This window comes from Bifidobacterium pullorum subsp. gallinarum, assembly GCF_000741215.1.
GTDB classification, from domain to species: domain Bacteria; phylum Actinomycetota; class Actinomycetes; order Actinomycetales; family Bifidobacteriaceae; genus Bifidobacterium; species Bifidobacterium pullorum_B.
This window is the reverse complement of the sequence record NZ_JGYX01000005.1, coordinates 134,595-149,524: the sequence shown is the minus strand read 5'-3', so window position 1 is coordinate 149,524 and position 14,930 is coordinate 134,595. Positions and strand designations below refer to the sequence as shown.

Genomic DNA, 14,930 nt, shown 5'->3' with positions numbered 1-14,930 from the left:
CGCCCTGTGAGAATGTGGACGATGCCGGGGCGCGCGCCCGCGCCGTCGGCTAGAGTACACAGCGGAACCCGTTCGAAGGGTGGGACGGGATGGTGCCGAAAGGAAACGGTGATGGCGGAACGATTCCCGATCGTGTTACGCGGATATGACAAGGACAGCGTCGACGAGGCAATCCGGTCGACCCAGCAGACCATCGTCCGGCTGCGTCAGCAGGTCGAGGCGAGCGACAAGACGATTCTGCAGTTGCAGGCCAAGTTGCAGGAGGAACGCAGCAAGGCCGCCGGGCAGGGGACGAGCTACGCCTCGCTGGGCGCCAACGCGCAGCAGATGCTCGCTTCGGCGGAACGCACCAGCACCGACCTGCTGGAACGCGCTAAGCGTGAGGCCGCGGCCACCAAGGCCGCTGCGCAGGAGCAGGCGGAGACCCTGGTCAACAACGCCAAGCTCGACGCCAAGCGTGTGCTGGGCGAGGCCAACGCCAAGGCCGACACGCTGCTGACCAACGCGCGGCATGAGGCGGAGAGCCTGACGGCTTCGGCTCAGGAGGACGCCGCCCAGCTGCGCGCCGAAACGGCGAAGGCCGTGGGCGAGCAGCGCCAGGCGATCGACATGGAACTGACGAACTCGCGCGAGGAACATCTGAAGCGCCTGGCTTCGGAACGCGCCACGCAGGAACGCGAGATCGCCGACCTGCGCACCGAGGCCACCCAGCAGATCGCCGACCTGCGCAAGACGGCCAATGAGGAGATCTCGCGGCTGAAGAGCGAGAACAACGACCAGATCGAGGCGGCGCTCGCCGATGCGAACAAGAAACTGGCCGACGTGCGCGAGCAGGTGTCCAAGCTGATCTCGGACGCGCAGCGCCAGGCCGCGGAGATCGTGGACGCGGCCAAGGCCAAGGCGCAGGAGATCAAGGACGAGGCCGAGGTGCACCGCACCCAGACCATGAGCCAGGTCACTGCCGAGGTGGAGCAGATCCGCGCCGACATCGCCAACCAGCAGGAGGAGGCCACCACCAAGGTCAACGAGCTGCTGGCCCATCTTGAGGAGCGTCGTGAGCAGACCAAGCGGGAAACCGATGAGCTGATCGACCAGGCGCGGTCCGTGCGCGAGGAGGCCGATGCGTATGCGGCCTCCCGCCGTGAGGAGGCCGATGGACAGGCCACCGAGATCCTGCGCAAGGCGAACGAGGAGGCCGACGGACAGGTCGAGGAGCGCCGCCGCGCCGCACAGGCCGAACTGGACGGCATGCAGGCGCGCATCGTCGAGATGCAGGCGCAGGAGTCCACCATCGCCCAGCGGGTCAGCGAGCTGCGCGCGCTGTTCTCCAACGCGTTCAGCGGCTTCGACGGCAAGGCCGAAGCGCCGGATGTGCCGGTGGTCAACGCCGTCGCCGACCTTCCCGCACGCGGTGAGACGGCGTCCGACGCCATCGACGAGGGCCCCCACCCCATCGACCAGGACTCCGCCACGTCGGTCCTGGAAGCCGTTGCCGGCGAACCGGACGATACCGTCGCCATCACGTCGGTATCTTCGGTCTCTTCGGACTCCGATGCACCCGAACCGGACGACGGCACCGTGGTGATGCCGGCCGTGCGGAACGAGGAACGCTCCGGGGATGCGGACGAGGACGATATGCCGACCGTGGGCATCCCGGTGGGTGATGGCGGCACGGACTCGGAGGATCAGCCCTCCGGGGAATGACCCCCACCGTTTTCGACCAGTGAGGATAGACTCGTAACGACTGTTGCTTCGCGGCGCCACGCTTCCTGAAAGCGGGTGCCGCGAAATCATGCTCCGGCCGGCCTGCCGCGCACGGAGCCTCGGATTGAAGAAAGGAACGATATGGCTGAACTCACGCCGCTGAGCGCCGAGACCCTCGGCACGCTGTGCGCCGATTTCGAATCCAACGCCGCGAACCGACTGGCGATGAACGCCGTCACCGCCGCGGGCATCGACAAGGTGGCCCGCAACTATGACCGCGCCCGTCTGCTGCAGCGCCGATTCTCCGTGACCGTGGACAACGGCACGGTGACCCATCAGGATCGTTCCGGCCGCTGCTGGCTGTTCAGCTCCCTGAACGTGGCCCGTTTCGTCGCCAAGAAGAACATGGGCCTCAAGGAGTTCGAGTTCTCGCAGAACTACGCGATGTACTTCGACAAGCTCGAGCGCATCAACTACTTCCTCAAGGACATGGCCGCGCTGGTCGAGGCCGGCGAGCCCGCCGACTCCCGTCTGGTGCAGCATCTGCTCGCCGACGTGATGGGCGACGGCGGCCAGTGGACGATGGCTATGAACGTCTACAAGAAGTACGGCGCCGTGCCCAAGGACCTGTTCCCGGAGACCGAGTCCTCCAAGAACACCGGTCCGATGAACACCCAGCTGCGCTCGATGCTGCACACCGAGGTGGCGCGCATGTTCGCCGATCCGTCGAAGATCGACGAGATCGTGGCCGAGGGCGTGGCAGCCGGCCACCGCATCCTGACGATCCACCTGGGCGAGCCGCCGAAGAGCTTCGACTGGGAGTGGACCGACGAGAAGGGTGAGTTCCACCGCGACGGCGAGATCACGCCGGTCGAGTTCTGGAACAAGTACGTGGACGCCGGCCTGGAGGATTACGTGTGCCTGGTCGACGACCCGCGCGCCGAGCACCCCAAGGGCAAGAAGATCGCCATCGAGCACCTGGGCAATGTGGCGGGTGGCGACCCGACCGAGTACCTCAACGTGCCGAACCGGTTCATGAAGGACTGCGTGCGCCGCATCCTGTCCGAACAGGGCATCCCGGTGTGGTTCGGCGCCGACTGCCATCCGATGATGGACCGTGAATCCGGCGCCTGGGCTGCCGACCTGTTCGAGTACGGCCGCGTCTACGGCTTCGACTTCGACCTGGACAAGGAGCAGCGCGTGCGCTTCGGCGATTCCGCGATGAACCACGCGATGGCCTTCGTCGGCGTGGACGTGGACGAGGACGGCACCACCACCCGCCGCTGGCGCGTGGAGAACTCCTGGGGCGACAAGATCGCTGACAAGGGCTACTTCACGATGAGCGACGACTGGTTCACCGAGTTCGTGTACGAGGTGGCCGTGCCCAAGAGCATGCTGCCCGAGGAGTACCGGAAGGCCCTCGAGGAGCCCGCCATCTCCCTGCCCGCCTGGGATCCGATGGGCGCACTCGCATAAGGAAGAGCCCGGTGGGCTCTTCCGCGAGTGCGCCTGAGCCGCGGCAGCGGCGAAGGTCGGATTGAGCCCGGCCGTAGGCCGATCCGTAATTGCAGGGGCCGGAGGCCGCTCGCATAAGGAAGAGCCCGGTGGGCTCTTCCTCGAGCCCGCCCGAGCCGTATCGACCCGCCGGTTGCATCCCACGATGCAGTCGGCGGGTTTTCATATGCCGGTCCTATCTATTATGGTGGGGTGTTCAGTACGACCGTGGGCGGTGCACCGCATCGTCAAGATGAAGAGAGGTGAAGGATGGCGGGTCTGCGTGGTCCGGACAGTTCCGAGGACGAGCATCGTTTGGATGAGCGCGCCGTCTTTCCCGAGACGGTCGATGTCAACATCCGCCAGCTCGATCCGATTCCCGCGCCGCGTGCGTTCCTGCGCGAACTGCCGTTGACCGAGGAGATGAGCGATCTGGTGCTGCGCTCCCGGCAGGAGATCCGCGACGTGCTGCACGGCCGTGACGACCGTCTGCTGGTCATCGTCGGCCCCTGCTCGATCCACGATCCGAAGGCCGCCCGCGAGTATGCCGAGCGTCTCGCCGCCGTGAACCGCGAGCTCAACGACCGTCTGGTCATCGTCATGCGCACGTATTTCGAGAAGCCGCGCACCACCATCGGGTGGAAGGGGCTGATCAACGATCCGGATCTGGACGGTCGGTTCAACATCCGCAAGGGCATGTGGCTGGCGCGCAAGGTGCTCACCGACGTGCTGTCGCTGGGCCTGCCCACCGCCATCGAATGGCTGGATCCGATCACCCCGCAGTATCTGTGCGACCTGATCTGCTGGGGTGCGATCGGCGCGCGGAACACCGAGAGCCAGGTCCACCGTGAACTGGCCAGCGGCCTGTCGATGCCGATCGGCTTCAAGAACTCCACCGACGGCTCCATCAAGGCCGCGGCCGACTCCTGCTACACGTCCGCGTTCGAACACCATTTCCTGTCCATCAATCTGGACGGTCGTGTCATTTCCGCCGAAACCAAGGGCAACCCGGACTGCCATCTGGTGCTGCGCGGCTCCTCCCACGGCCCGAACTATGATCCGGAGTCGGTCGCCGCGGCCCTGGAGGCGCTGAAGGCGTCCAAGGCGTCCGGGCCGAGCGAGCACGGTCTGGTCATCGACGCCGCGCACGGCAACTGCGGCAAGGACGAGAACCGTGAGGCCGAGGTGGTCGAGGAGATCGCCGCACGCATCGCCGGCGGCGAGCAGGGCATCCTCGGCGTCATGATGGAGAGCTTCCTGAAGGGCGGCCACCAGAAGCCGGCGCCGTTGGACCAGCTGGTATACGGCCAGTCGATCACCGACGCCTGCGTGCCGTGGGAGCGCACCGAACAGTTGCTGCACACCCTGGCCGGCGCCGTCGCCACCCGTCGTTCCGCGCGCTGACTGCTATCCTTGTGTGCAGACACAAGGAGGAACGTGGAGTCATGCAGCCGGAACCGCAGCCGTTGAACAGTCCCGAGGATGTTGAGGCGATTCGCAAGGTCATCCGCCAGGGCGGCAACCCGCTGGTCGATACCGACGTGCCCCGCTGGGAGGATCAGGTCGGCGTCAGCCGCATCGTCAACCGCCGTGTGGTGGAGATCGAGCCGCTGCCCACGCCGGCGCAGGTGCTTGCCGACATGCCGCTGTCCGAAACGGCGCAGCGCGTGGTGGTCGAATCGCGTGACGCGATCCGCAACGTGTTGCATGGCCGCGATGACCGTCTGCTGGTGATCGTCGGCCCCTGCTCGGTTCATGACCCGCGGGCCGCGCTCGATTATGCGCGCCGGCTGTCCGCGCTGAACGGCGAACTTAAGGACGAGCTGCTGATCGTCATGCGCGTGTATTTCGAGAAGCCGCGCACCACGGTCGGCTGGAAGGGCCTGATCAACGATCCGGACATCGACGGCAGCCACAACATCCGCAAGGGACTGTTGCTGGCCCGCCGCGTGCTGCTGGGCGTACTGGACGAGGGGGTGCCGGCCGCCACCGAGTTCCTGGAGCCCACGAGCCCGCAGTACATCGCCGATGCCGTCAGCTGGGGCGCGATCGGCGCGCGGAACACCGAAAGCCAGATCCACCGTCAGCTGGCCAGCGGCCTGTCGATGCCGATCGGTTTCAAGAACGCCACCGACGGTTCGGTCAAGGCCGCGATCAACGGCTGCTATGCCGCCGCCCAGCAGCATGGGTTCTTCGGCGTGGACCACCTGGGCCGTGCCTGTGTGGTCGAAACGTTGGGCAACCCCGATTGCCATGTGGTGCTGCGCGGGTCAAGCCACGGCCCGAATTACGACGCCGGTTCGATTGCGGCGGCGATGGCCGAGGCGCGCGCCGAGATGCCGGAGGGCTCGGCCGCCGTCTGCGGATTGGTCGTGGACTGTTCGCATGGCAATTCCGGCAAGGACGAGGTGCGGCAGACCGAGGTCGTGCGTGAGCTGGCCGCCCGCATCGCGGCGGGGGAGCCGGGCATCGCCGGCCTGATGATGGAGAGTTTCATCGAAGGCGGCAACCAGCCGGCCGGCCCGCTGGACACGCTGGTCTACGGCCGGTCGATCACCGACCGCTGCATCTCCTGGCCCGACACCGAAGCCCTGCTGCGTGACCTGGCCCGCGCGGTCGCGGCCCGTCGGTCCTGAGTGGGCCAGACACATCGAGGCCTGCGGGCTGCATCGATGGGAATGACCGTGGCGAGACCGCCGGCCGGTGTAGGCTGAACGCAACGCAACCCTACCGACCGAGAACAGGAGCCAGCATGACCACCATCGCCATCATCGGTGCCATGGACGAGGAGGTGGCGCATATCGCCGCCTCGCTCGACGCCGTGACCCACACCGCCGCAGCCAGCCTGGACGTGGTCCGCGGCACCCTGGCCGCCGCGGACGGCGGAACCATCGAGGTCGCCGCCACCGTCGGCGGCATGGGACTGGTCAACGCGGCCGCCACCACGCAGTACCTCATCGACCTGTGCCATCCCGACGCCGTGATCTTCTCCGGCATCGCAGGCAACCTCAACAAGGCGCTGCACGTCAACGACATCGTCCTCGGCGGCACGCTGCGCTACCTGGACACCGACATGCGGCTCGTCGGCCAGTGGAAACCCGGCACCCCGGATCATCAGGCCACCGAGTTCCACTCCGATCCGCGCCTGCTCGAAGCGGCCGACGCGGCGCTGGACGAGATGGGCATCACCCATATCACCGGCACCATTGCCTCGGGCAACTACTTCGTGGACACCCCGGAGCAGGTCGAAGCCGTCATCGCGGCCACCGGCGCCGACGCGGTGGAGATGGAGGGCACCGCGGTGGCCCATGTGGCGGCCCGCAACAGCGTGCCCGCACTGGTCATCCGCGCGCTGAGCGACAACGCCGACACCGACTACGAGGAGTTCCGCACCTTCGACATCACCGAATACGCGAACACCGCCGCCCGGCTGGCCGTCAACATCGTGCGGCACCTGTAGGCGGATCCCCGCGCGTCATGCGCCGTGACGCGGCTGGGTGAACTTTCGGAGAACCGGCGGTGGACAGTCGGTACGGCGCTCGCGGTCGAACGCATGTGCCGCTACTGTGGTGTCCGGAACTACGTAGTGGACCTCGGAAAGGCGCGTCGACGATGGAGATCTGGCAGGTGGTGGTGCTGGTGGTGGCCGTGGCGGTCGCGGCGGCGATCGGTGCGGCCGTGGCGTATGGCCGGGGCCGCGAGGCGGGCGAGTCCGAGTCCCGGCACCGGTCCGCGGAGGGCGACCACAGCCTGTTCGGCGAGGACCTGCCGGTGCTGCCGACCGAACGTCGGTTCGTGGAGGTGATGCCGTACGCGCTGATCGTGGCCGATTCCGCCGGCGCGGTGGCCTACGCCAGCAAGGGCGCGGACCCGCTGAACCTGGTGCGCAACGGGCGGCTGGTCGCCGAGGACATCGGCGAGGTGCTGGCGCTGGTGGTGGCCGACGGCCAGGTGCGCGAGCGCGAGCTGAAGGTGACGCTGTCCCGGCCCGACCGCAGGCAGGACGGCCGCGGTGTGCGCGCGGGGGAGGCGGTGCCGACCGACATGTTGTATCTGCGGGTGCGCATCGGCGCGATCGCCGATGACCTGTTCGCGATCTTCCTGCACGATATGAGCGAGCAGCGGCGGTTCGAGGCGATGCGTCGCGATTTCATCACGAATGTGTCCCACGAGTTGAAAACCCCGTCCGGCGCGATCTCGCTGCTGGCGGAGACGATTACCGACGCGGCCGACGACCCGGATGCGGTGCGGTATTTCGCGGGCCGCATCACCAAGGAATCGCAGCGGCTGGCCGAGCTGGTGCACAAGCTGATCGAGCTGCAGCGCGCACAGGATGCGCCTGCGATGTCCGATGCCAAGCCGATGTCCGTGGTGGCGATGACGCGCGAGTCCATCGCCGCGAACGAGGTGCAGGCCGACGCCAAGCAGATCGGCATCGTGCTCTCGCTGAACGGCCGCGTGATTCCTGTGGAGGTGCCCGAGGGCGAGCCGGAGACGCTTGACGACGACGTACTGGTGCGGGTCGGTCGCGAACCGTTCACCACCGCCGTCAAGAACCTGGTGGAGAACGCCATCCATTATTCGCCGGCCCACACCACCGTGAGCGTGGGCATCGGCGTGGTCGGCGATCGTGTGCGTATCCGCGTGGTCGATCAGGGCATCGGCATCCCCAAGGAGTCGTTGGGCCGTATCTTCGAACGGTTCTACCGCGTGGATCCGGCGCGCTCCCGTGAAACGGGCGGTTCGGGCCTCGGATTGGCGATCACCAAGCACTGCGTGCAGGAGTGCGGCGGTACGATCTCCGTCTGGTCGCGCGAGGGCGAAGGGTCCACGTTCACCATCGAGCTGCCGGTCGCGTAGCCGTTGCCGAGTGCTACGTAGTTGATCCGTCGGAAGGCAGGAGGGCTGCCGAACCGGTACGATTACAGATAACGCATGTCGAATCCATCCCCGTTGAAAGGCAATCATGACGCGCATTCTTATCGTGGAAGACGAGGAATCCTACCGCGAGCCGCTGGTCTATCAGCTCACGCGTGAAGGATACGACGTCTCGTCCGCGGCCACCGGCGAGGAGGGGCTGGAGCTGTTCACCAAGGGCGGCATCGACCTGGTGCTGCTCGACCTCATGCTGCCCGGCATCGACGGCATCGCATTGTGCCGCCGCATCCGCGAGCAGAGCCGTGTGCCGATCATCATGCTCACCGCCAAGAGCGCGGAGATCGACAAGGTGGTCGGCCTGGAGATCGGCGCCGACGACTATGTGACCAAGCCGTACTCGTTCCGTGAGCTGCTGGCCCGCATTCGGGCCGTGCTGCGCCGCAACCAGCTGTCCGGCGAGGGCTCCGGCGCCGCTGACGACGACGTGCCGCTGGTGTGCGGCGACATCTCGATGCTGGTGGGGCAGCATCAGGTCACCGTGCGCGGCGAGAACGTGTTCTTCCCGCTCAAGGAGTTCGAGCTGCTCGAATACCTGATGCAGAACAAGGGTCGCGTCATGACGCGCCACCAGCTTATCGACCGTATCTGGGGATCGGATTATGTGGGCGATACCAAGACGCTCGATGTGCACGTCAAGCGTGTACGGGCCAAGATCGAGGAGGATCCTGCACACCCCCAGTACCTGACCACCGTGCGCGGTCTGGGATACAAGATCGCCGATCCCGAATAATTCACGGCACCGATCGTGTTCGACGGCCCCCATCGTTGGTGGGGGTCGTCGTGGTATATACGGGGAGGCGTAGCCACGGGTGTGGAAGGCGTGGCGCAGCGGCGTCATTGCAAGCATTCGCGTGTAGCTTTGCTGGACGGCTACGTCGTTATCGAGTCCTGAGTTTGTCTAACTGTTCATCTTCCGTTTACCGATTTCGGTCGTAACCCCTCCCAAACGCTCATAGGCTGGATAGTGCCATGAAGAAATAGCCGCCGCGGCTGCGAGCCGCAGGCAAGATTTGATAAGAGGGAAAACCATCATGCGCAAGAATCTTCTCACCCGTTCCATCGCCGTGCTGTCCGGCGTGGCCATGCTGACCGCGCTCGCCGCCTGCGGTGACAACACCGCTCCGACCGGTGACAACACGAGCAACTCCAACACCTCCTCGGCCGAGGCTATCTCCGGCGAGTTCAAGGGTGCGGGCGCCTCTTCGCAGCAGGCCGCCGTTGAGGCCTGGGTCGCCGGCTTCCAGGGCACCAATCCGGATGCCAAGATCGGCTATAATCCGTCCGGCTCCGGCGCGGGCGTGAGCACCTTCCTGACCGGTGCCACCGCGTGGGCCGGTTCCGACGCCTCGCTGAGCGCCGACCAGATCGAACAGTCCAAGAGCGTGTGCGCCAGTGGTACCGCGTTCGACATCCCGGTCTACATCTCCCCGATCGCCGTGGTGTTCAACCTGAAGGGCGTTTCGGATGAGGGCAAGCATGTGAACATGGACGGCGAGACGATCGCCAAGATCTTCGACGGCAAGATCACCACCTGGAACGATCCGGCCATCCAGGACCAGAACCCGGATCTCGAACTGCCGGCCACTCCGATCACCGTGGTGCACCGCTCCGACAAGTCCGGCACCACCCAGAACTTCGTCAGCTACTTCATCGACACCGTGCCGGACGCTTGGCCGTATGAGCTGAGCGAGAACTGGCCGAACGAGGTCGGCCAGGGTGCCAAGGGCACCTCGGGCGTGATCTCCACCGTGCAGCAGGCCGACGGCACCATCGGCTACGCCGATTTCTCCCAGGTCGGCGATCTGGGCACCGTGGCCGTCAAGGTCGGCGAGGAATACGTGGAGATCTCCGCCGAGGCTGGTTCCAAGGTCATCGACGACTCCGAGCTCGATTCCTCCGCCGAGGGCGAGAATCGCGTTGTGGTCAAGCTGAACCACAACACCTCCGCCGAAGGCGCCTACCCGATCGTGCTGGTCTCCTATGACATCGCCTGCCCGGCCTACAAGGATGCCGACACCGCCAAGTTCGTGAAGTCCTGGCTGACCTATGTGGTCAGCGAGGAAGGCCAGCAGACCGCCTCTCAGAACGCCGGCTCCGCGCCGCTGCCGGACTCGCTGCGCGAGACCGTGATGCAGTCCATCGACGCGATCGAAACCGAGTGACATAAGAATGGTTGCCGCTATGGTTAAGACTAGGTGACAACCGTTCGTTTCAGCCCAAGAGCCGCAGTCGCTATCGGCGGCTGCGGCTCGAAGCGAGTCAAACCACCATGCGGATCCGGGCCGCCGACACGGTCGGCGTCCGCCGCAGATTGAAGGAGAACCTGTGAGTTCACAAGTCAAATCGGCCGAACCGGTCGGAGGCAAGACCGCAGATAAGGTGTTCAAAGGCGTCGCCTACGCCTGCGGCATCCTGATACTCGTGGTGCTCGCCGCCGTCGCCGTGTTCCTGCTGTTCCGCGCCTGGCCTCTGATCGGTGGTGACCAGCAGGCCAATAGCGAAACTATTTCCAACTTCACCGGCGGCAAGGCCAGCAACTTCTGGACCTATGTGGGTCCGCTGCTGTTCGGTACCGTGCTCGTCTCCGCGCTGTCGCTCGTCATCGCGTTCTTCATCTCGATCGGCATCGCGCTGTTCATTTCGCATTACGCCCCCAAGAACCTGGCCACCGTGCTGAGCTATGTGGTCGACCTGCTCGCCGCCATCCCTTCCGTCATCTACGGTCTGTGGGGTGGTCTGGTGCTGGTCCCCGCCATCTTCCCGTTCTGGAACTGGGTGGCCACCTATCTGGGGTGGATCCCGCTGTTCGCAGGTCCCGCCGCGAACCCGTCACGAACCGTGGCTACCGTATCGGTGGTGCTCGCCGTTATGATCCTGCCGATCATCACCTCCCTGTCGCGTGACATCTTCCTGCAGACCCCGCGTCTTCAGGAAGAGGCCGCCCTGGCCCTTGGCGCCACCCGTTGGGAGATGATCAAGCTCGCCGTCCTGCCGTTCGGTGCCTCCGGCATCGTCTCCGCCTCCATGCTCGGCTTGGGCCGCGCCCTCGGTGAGACCATGGCCGTGCTGATGATCCTGTCGCCGGGCCTGAACTATTCGTTCAAGATCCTGCAGGCTTCGCAGAACCAGACGATCGCCGCCAACATCGCGGCCCAGTACCCCGAGGCCAACGACCTGGGCGTGTCCGTGCTGATCGGCACCGGTCTGGTGCTGTTCGTGATCACCTTCGTGGTCAACTACGTGGGTCGTAAGATCACCGAGAAAGCGAGTGCATGATGACCGCAGCACAGAACACCCCCATGGATAAGGCCCCCGTCATCGACTTCGACAAGTTCAAGCCGACGCGTTCGTTCATTGCCGCGCGCAAGCGCAAGGATATGGCGATGCGCGTGCTCATCGTGCTGGCCTTCGTCATTGCGCTGATCCCGCTGATCTCGGTGCTGTGGACCACGATCGCCAACGGCATCAAGCGGTTCAACCTCGACTTCCTGACCCACAACATGACCGGTGTGGTCGGCGGCAACCCGACCCCGTCCGGTGGCTATGGCGGCGTGCTCCACGCCATCATCGGCACGCTGGAGATCACGCTGGGCGCCATGGTCATCTCGATCCCCATCGGCCTGATGTGCGCCGTGTATCTGGTCGAGTACTCCAACCGCGGCAAGCTCGCCAAGTCCATCTCCCTGCTCGTCGACGTCATGAGCGGCATCCCGTCCATCGTGGCCGGTCTGTTCGCGTTCTCGATGTTCACCATCCTCGTCGGCCCCGGCTCCACCAGCGGCTTCCAGGGCTCCGTGGCTCTCTCGCTGCTGATGCTGCCGACCGTGGTCAAGTCGTGCGAGGAGATGCTCAAGATCGTCCCCGGCGATCTGCGCGAGGCCTCCTACGCGCTGGGCGTCACCAAGCAGCGCACGATCACCAAGATCGTGCTGCGCACCGCCCTGCCGGGCATCGTCTCCGGCGCCATCCTGGCCATCGCCCGCGTGGTCGGCGAGACCGCCCCGCTGCTGATGACCGCCGGCTACATCGTGAACACGAACTTCAACCTGTTCGGCGGGCAGATGACTACGCTGCCGGTGTACGTCTACCAGGAGTACAGCAAGCTCAACGCCAACTGCCCGGCCGGCGCCGACGCCAGCTGCGTGACCACCATCCCGATGGAACGCTCCTGGGCCGCCGCCCTGGCCCTGATCCTCATCGTCCTGATCCTGAACCTGATCGGACGCATCGTGGCGAAGGTCTTCGCCGTCAAGACGGAACGGTAAGCCGTAACAAGCTGCCCTAGGAAATAAGGAAAAACAATGGGACAACGCATTGATGTCAACCATCTGAACATCTATTACGGCGACTTCCTGGCCGTCGAGGATGTCAACCTGAACATCGAGCCGAACAAGGTCACCGCCTTCATCGGCCCGTCCGGCTGCGGCAAGTCGACCGTGCTGCGCACGCTCGACCGCATGCACGAGATCATCCCCGGCGCCCACGTCAAGGGCGAGGTGCTGCTCGAAGGCCGCAACCTGTACGCCAAGGACGTCGACCCGGTCGAGGTCCGCCGCGACGTCGGCATGGTCTTCCAGCGCCCGAATCCGTTCCCGACGATGTCCATCCGTGAGAACGTGCTCGCCGGCGTGCGCCTGAACAACCGCAAGATCTCCAAGTCCGACGCCGACGATCTGGTCGAGTGGGCCCTGCGCGGCGCCAACCTGTGGAACGAGGTCAAGGATCGTCTCGACAACCCGGGCATCGGCCTGTCCGGCGGTCAGCAGCAGCGTCTGTGCATCGCCCGCGCCGTGGCCGTGCACCCGCAGGTCCTGCTGATGGACGAGCCCTGCTCCGCCCTGGACCCGATCTCCACGCTGGCCGTGGAGGACCTGATCAACGAGCTGAAGAACGAGTACACGATCGTCATCGTGACCCACAACATGCAGCAGGCCGCCCGCATCGCCGACTACACCGGCTTCTTCAACCTGAAGGCCGTCGGTCAGCCGGGCCACCTGGAGTACTTCACCGACACCTCCACGATGTTCAACAACCCGCAGAACGAAGAGGCCGAGCGCTACGTCTCCGGCCGTTTCGGCTGATCGGCAGATCAAAACTCTCCCAACCGCCCTGTTCCCCGCAGGGCGGTTTTCTGTGTTGCACGGCTGACTTAGGCCGGTGCTATGGTGAACCTCGTCCGGGATGCATCGTTGTTCCGGATGAGTCGCAGTAACCTCAATGCGGGTTGACCGCCCGCTCAAATCCAAGAAAACAAGAAGAAGAGAGCATAATGGAGAAGTTCTTCCATTTGAAGGAGAACGGCACGACGGTCTCGACCGAGATCCTGGCCGGCCTGACCACGTTCTTCGCGATGGCGTACATCATCGTCGTCAACCCCCAGATCCTGAGCCAGACCGGCATGCCGTGGGGCGGCGTGTTCCTCGCCACCATCATCGCGGCCATCGCGGGCACCCTGGTCATGGGCCTGTTCGCCAATGTGCCGTATGCGCAGGCCGCCGGCATGGGTCTGAACGCGTTCTTCACCTACACCGTGTGCTTCGGCCTCGGGTTCACCTGGCAGCAGACGCTGTGCATGGTGTTCCTGTGCGGCATCATCAACATCATCATCACGGTCACCAAGATCCGCAAGATGATCATCAAGTCCATCCCGCCGATGCTGCAGCACGCCATCGGCGGTGGCATCGGCCTGTTCGTGGCCTACGTCGGCATGCTCAACGTCGACCTGATCACCTTCACCCCGGACGCCGAGACCACCGCCGCGGTCGGCGCGACCCCGGGCCTGGCCACGTTCGACAAGCCGGTGCTGTGGGTGTTCCTCATCGGCCTGGTGCTGGCCATCGCCTTCACCGTGCTCAAGGTCAAGGGCGGCCTGCTGCTGGCCATCGCCATCACCACCGTGGTCGGCATCCCGTTCGGCGTGACCACCATGGCCGACTCCGTGTCCATCTCCGAGACCTTCTCCCAGCTGCCGCAGACCTTCGGCGCCATCTTCTCCGCCGAGGGCTTCCCGGCCCTGTTCTCCGATCCGGCCAAGCTGCCGCTGGTCATCGTGACGATCTTCGCGTTCTCGATGTCCGACACCTTCGACACCATCGGCACCTTCATCGGCACCGGACGCCGCACCGGCATCTTCTCCGAGGATGACGAGAAGTCCCTGGAATCCGGCCACGGCTTCAGCTCCAAGATGGACAAGGCCCTGTTCGCCGACTCCATCGCCACCTCCATCGGCGCGATCTGCGGCACCTCGAACACCACCACCTACGTCGAGTCCGCGGCCGGCATCGGCGCGGGCGGCCGCACCGGTCTGACCTCCGTGGTCGTGGCGGCCTGCTTCGCGGTCTCCGCGTTCCTGTCCCCGATCATCTCCGCCGTGCCGTCCGCCGCCACCGCCGGTGTGCTGGTCATCGTCGGCTGCATGATGGCCTCCAGCCTCAAGGAGATCGACTGGTCGGAGATCTCCGAGGCGATCCCGGCGTTCTTCGCCGCCGTGTTCATGGCCTTCTCCTACTCGATCAGCTACGGCATCGCCGGCGGCTTCATCACCTACTGCATCGTGATGAGCTGCAAGGGCAAGGCCAAGGACGTGCACCCGGTGATCTGGACGGTCGCCGCGCTGTTCATCCTGGACTTCATCCTGCAGGCCGTGCTCGTCTGAGCCTGGCCTGCGACACGCCCGGGTTGCGTGTTGTCTCGCAACCCGGGTACATTATCGATTCTGTAAACCACAGACCGTTGGTTGGAATACGCGCAAGCGGATTCCCGAAGTTTGGTTCGCCAAGCCAGCGCAGGTTGAG

The 14,930-nt window shown here is 65.2% G+C and carries 12 protein-coding genes; all 12 read left to right on the top strand.

All coding sequences use genetic code 11. The features are described 5' to 3' along the window. Positions 1-111: 111 nt before the first annotated feature. Positions 112-1,704, top strand: coding sequence for a DivIVA domain-containing protein (locus tag BIGA_RS06405; protein WP_152595941.1), 1,593 nt, complete (start codon positions 112-114; stop codon positions 1,702-1,704). Positions 1,705-1,845: 141 nt separating this feature from the next. Then, on the top strand, positions 1,846-3,180 hold the full coding sequence (locus BIGA_RS06400; protein WP_033505321.1) for a C1 family peptidase: 1,335 nt from the start codon (positions 1,846-1,848) through the stop codon (positions 3,178-3,180). 288 nt (positions 3,181-3,468) lie between these two features. Then, positions 3,469-4,602 carry a 3-deoxy-7-phosphoheptulonate synthase gene (locus BIGA_RS06395; RefSeq protein WP_033505319.1) on the top strand — a complete coding sequence of 378 codons (1,134 nt, stop codon included), beginning with the start codon at positions 3,469-3,471 and terminating at the stop codon, positions 4,600-4,602. Positions 4,603-4,643: 41 nt separating this feature from the next. Further along, positions 4,644-5,834 (top strand): 3-deoxy-7-phosphoheptulonate synthase, encoded by a 1,191-nt coding sequence (locus BIGA_RS06390; RefSeq protein ID WP_051917142.1) that lies wholly within the window; start codon positions 4,644-4,646, stop codon positions 5,832-5,834. A 116-nt stretch (positions 5,835-5,950) separates the two neighbouring features. Beyond that, the gene (mtnN, locus tag BIGA_RS06385) at positions 5,951-6,658 is read left to right on the top strand and encodes a 5'-methylthioadenosine/S-adenosylhomocysteine nucleosidase (RefSeq protein ID WP_033505316.1); all 708 of its coding nucleotides are present in this window, start codon (positions 5,951-5,953) and stop codon (positions 6,656-6,658) included. Between the two features lie 152 nt (positions 6,659-6,810). Beyond that, positions 6,811-8,058: a sensor histidine kinase gene (locus tag BIGA_RS06380; protein ID WP_033505499.1), complete on the top strand. Its 1,248-nt coding sequence runs from the start codon at positions 6,811-6,813 to the stop codon at positions 8,056-8,058. A 106-nt stretch (positions 8,059-8,164) separates the two neighbouring features. Continuing rightward, positions 8,165-8,866, top strand: a complete 702-nt coding sequence (locus BIGA_RS06375; protein WP_033505315.1) for a response regulator transcription factor — start codon at positions 8,165-8,167, stop codon at positions 8,864-8,866. A 301-nt stretch (positions 8,867-9,167) separates the two neighbouring features. Continuing rightward, positions 9,168-10,298: a phosphate ABC transporter substrate-binding protein PstS gene (gene pstS, locus BIGA_RS06370; RefSeq protein ID WP_033505313.1), complete on the top strand. Its 1,131-nt coding sequence runs from the start codon at positions 9,168-9,170 to the stop codon at positions 10,296-10,298. Positions 10,299-10,461: 163 nt separating this feature from the next. Further along, positions 10,462-11,412 (top strand): phosphate ABC transporter permease subunit PstC, encoded by a 951-nt coding sequence (gene pstC / locus BIGA_RS06365; RefSeq protein WP_033505311.1) that lies wholly within the window; start codon positions 10,462-10,464, stop codon positions 11,410-11,412. Further along, on the top strand, positions 11,409-12,401 hold the full coding sequence (gene pstA / locus BIGA_RS06360; protein WP_033505310.1) for a phosphate ABC transporter permease PstA: 993 nt from the start codon (positions 11,409-11,411) through the stop codon (positions 12,399-12,401). Before pstC ends, pstA begins: the two co-directional genes overlap by 4 nt. A gap of 36 nt (positions 12,402-12,437) precedes the next feature. Beyond that, positions 12,438-13,217 carry a phosphate ABC transporter ATP-binding protein PstB gene (gene pstB, locus BIGA_RS06355; RefSeq protein ID WP_033505308.1) on the top strand — a complete coding sequence of 260 codons (780 nt, stop codon included), beginning with the start codon at positions 12,438-12,440 and terminating at the stop codon, positions 13,215-13,217. Between the two features lie 188 nt (positions 13,218-13,405). Then, positions 13,406-14,791, top strand: a complete 1,386-nt coding sequence (locus BIGA_RS06350; protein WP_033505306.1) for an NCS2 family permease — start codon at positions 13,406-13,408, stop codon at positions 14,789-14,791. The last annotated feature ends 139 nt before the right edge of the window (positions 14,792-14,930 follow it).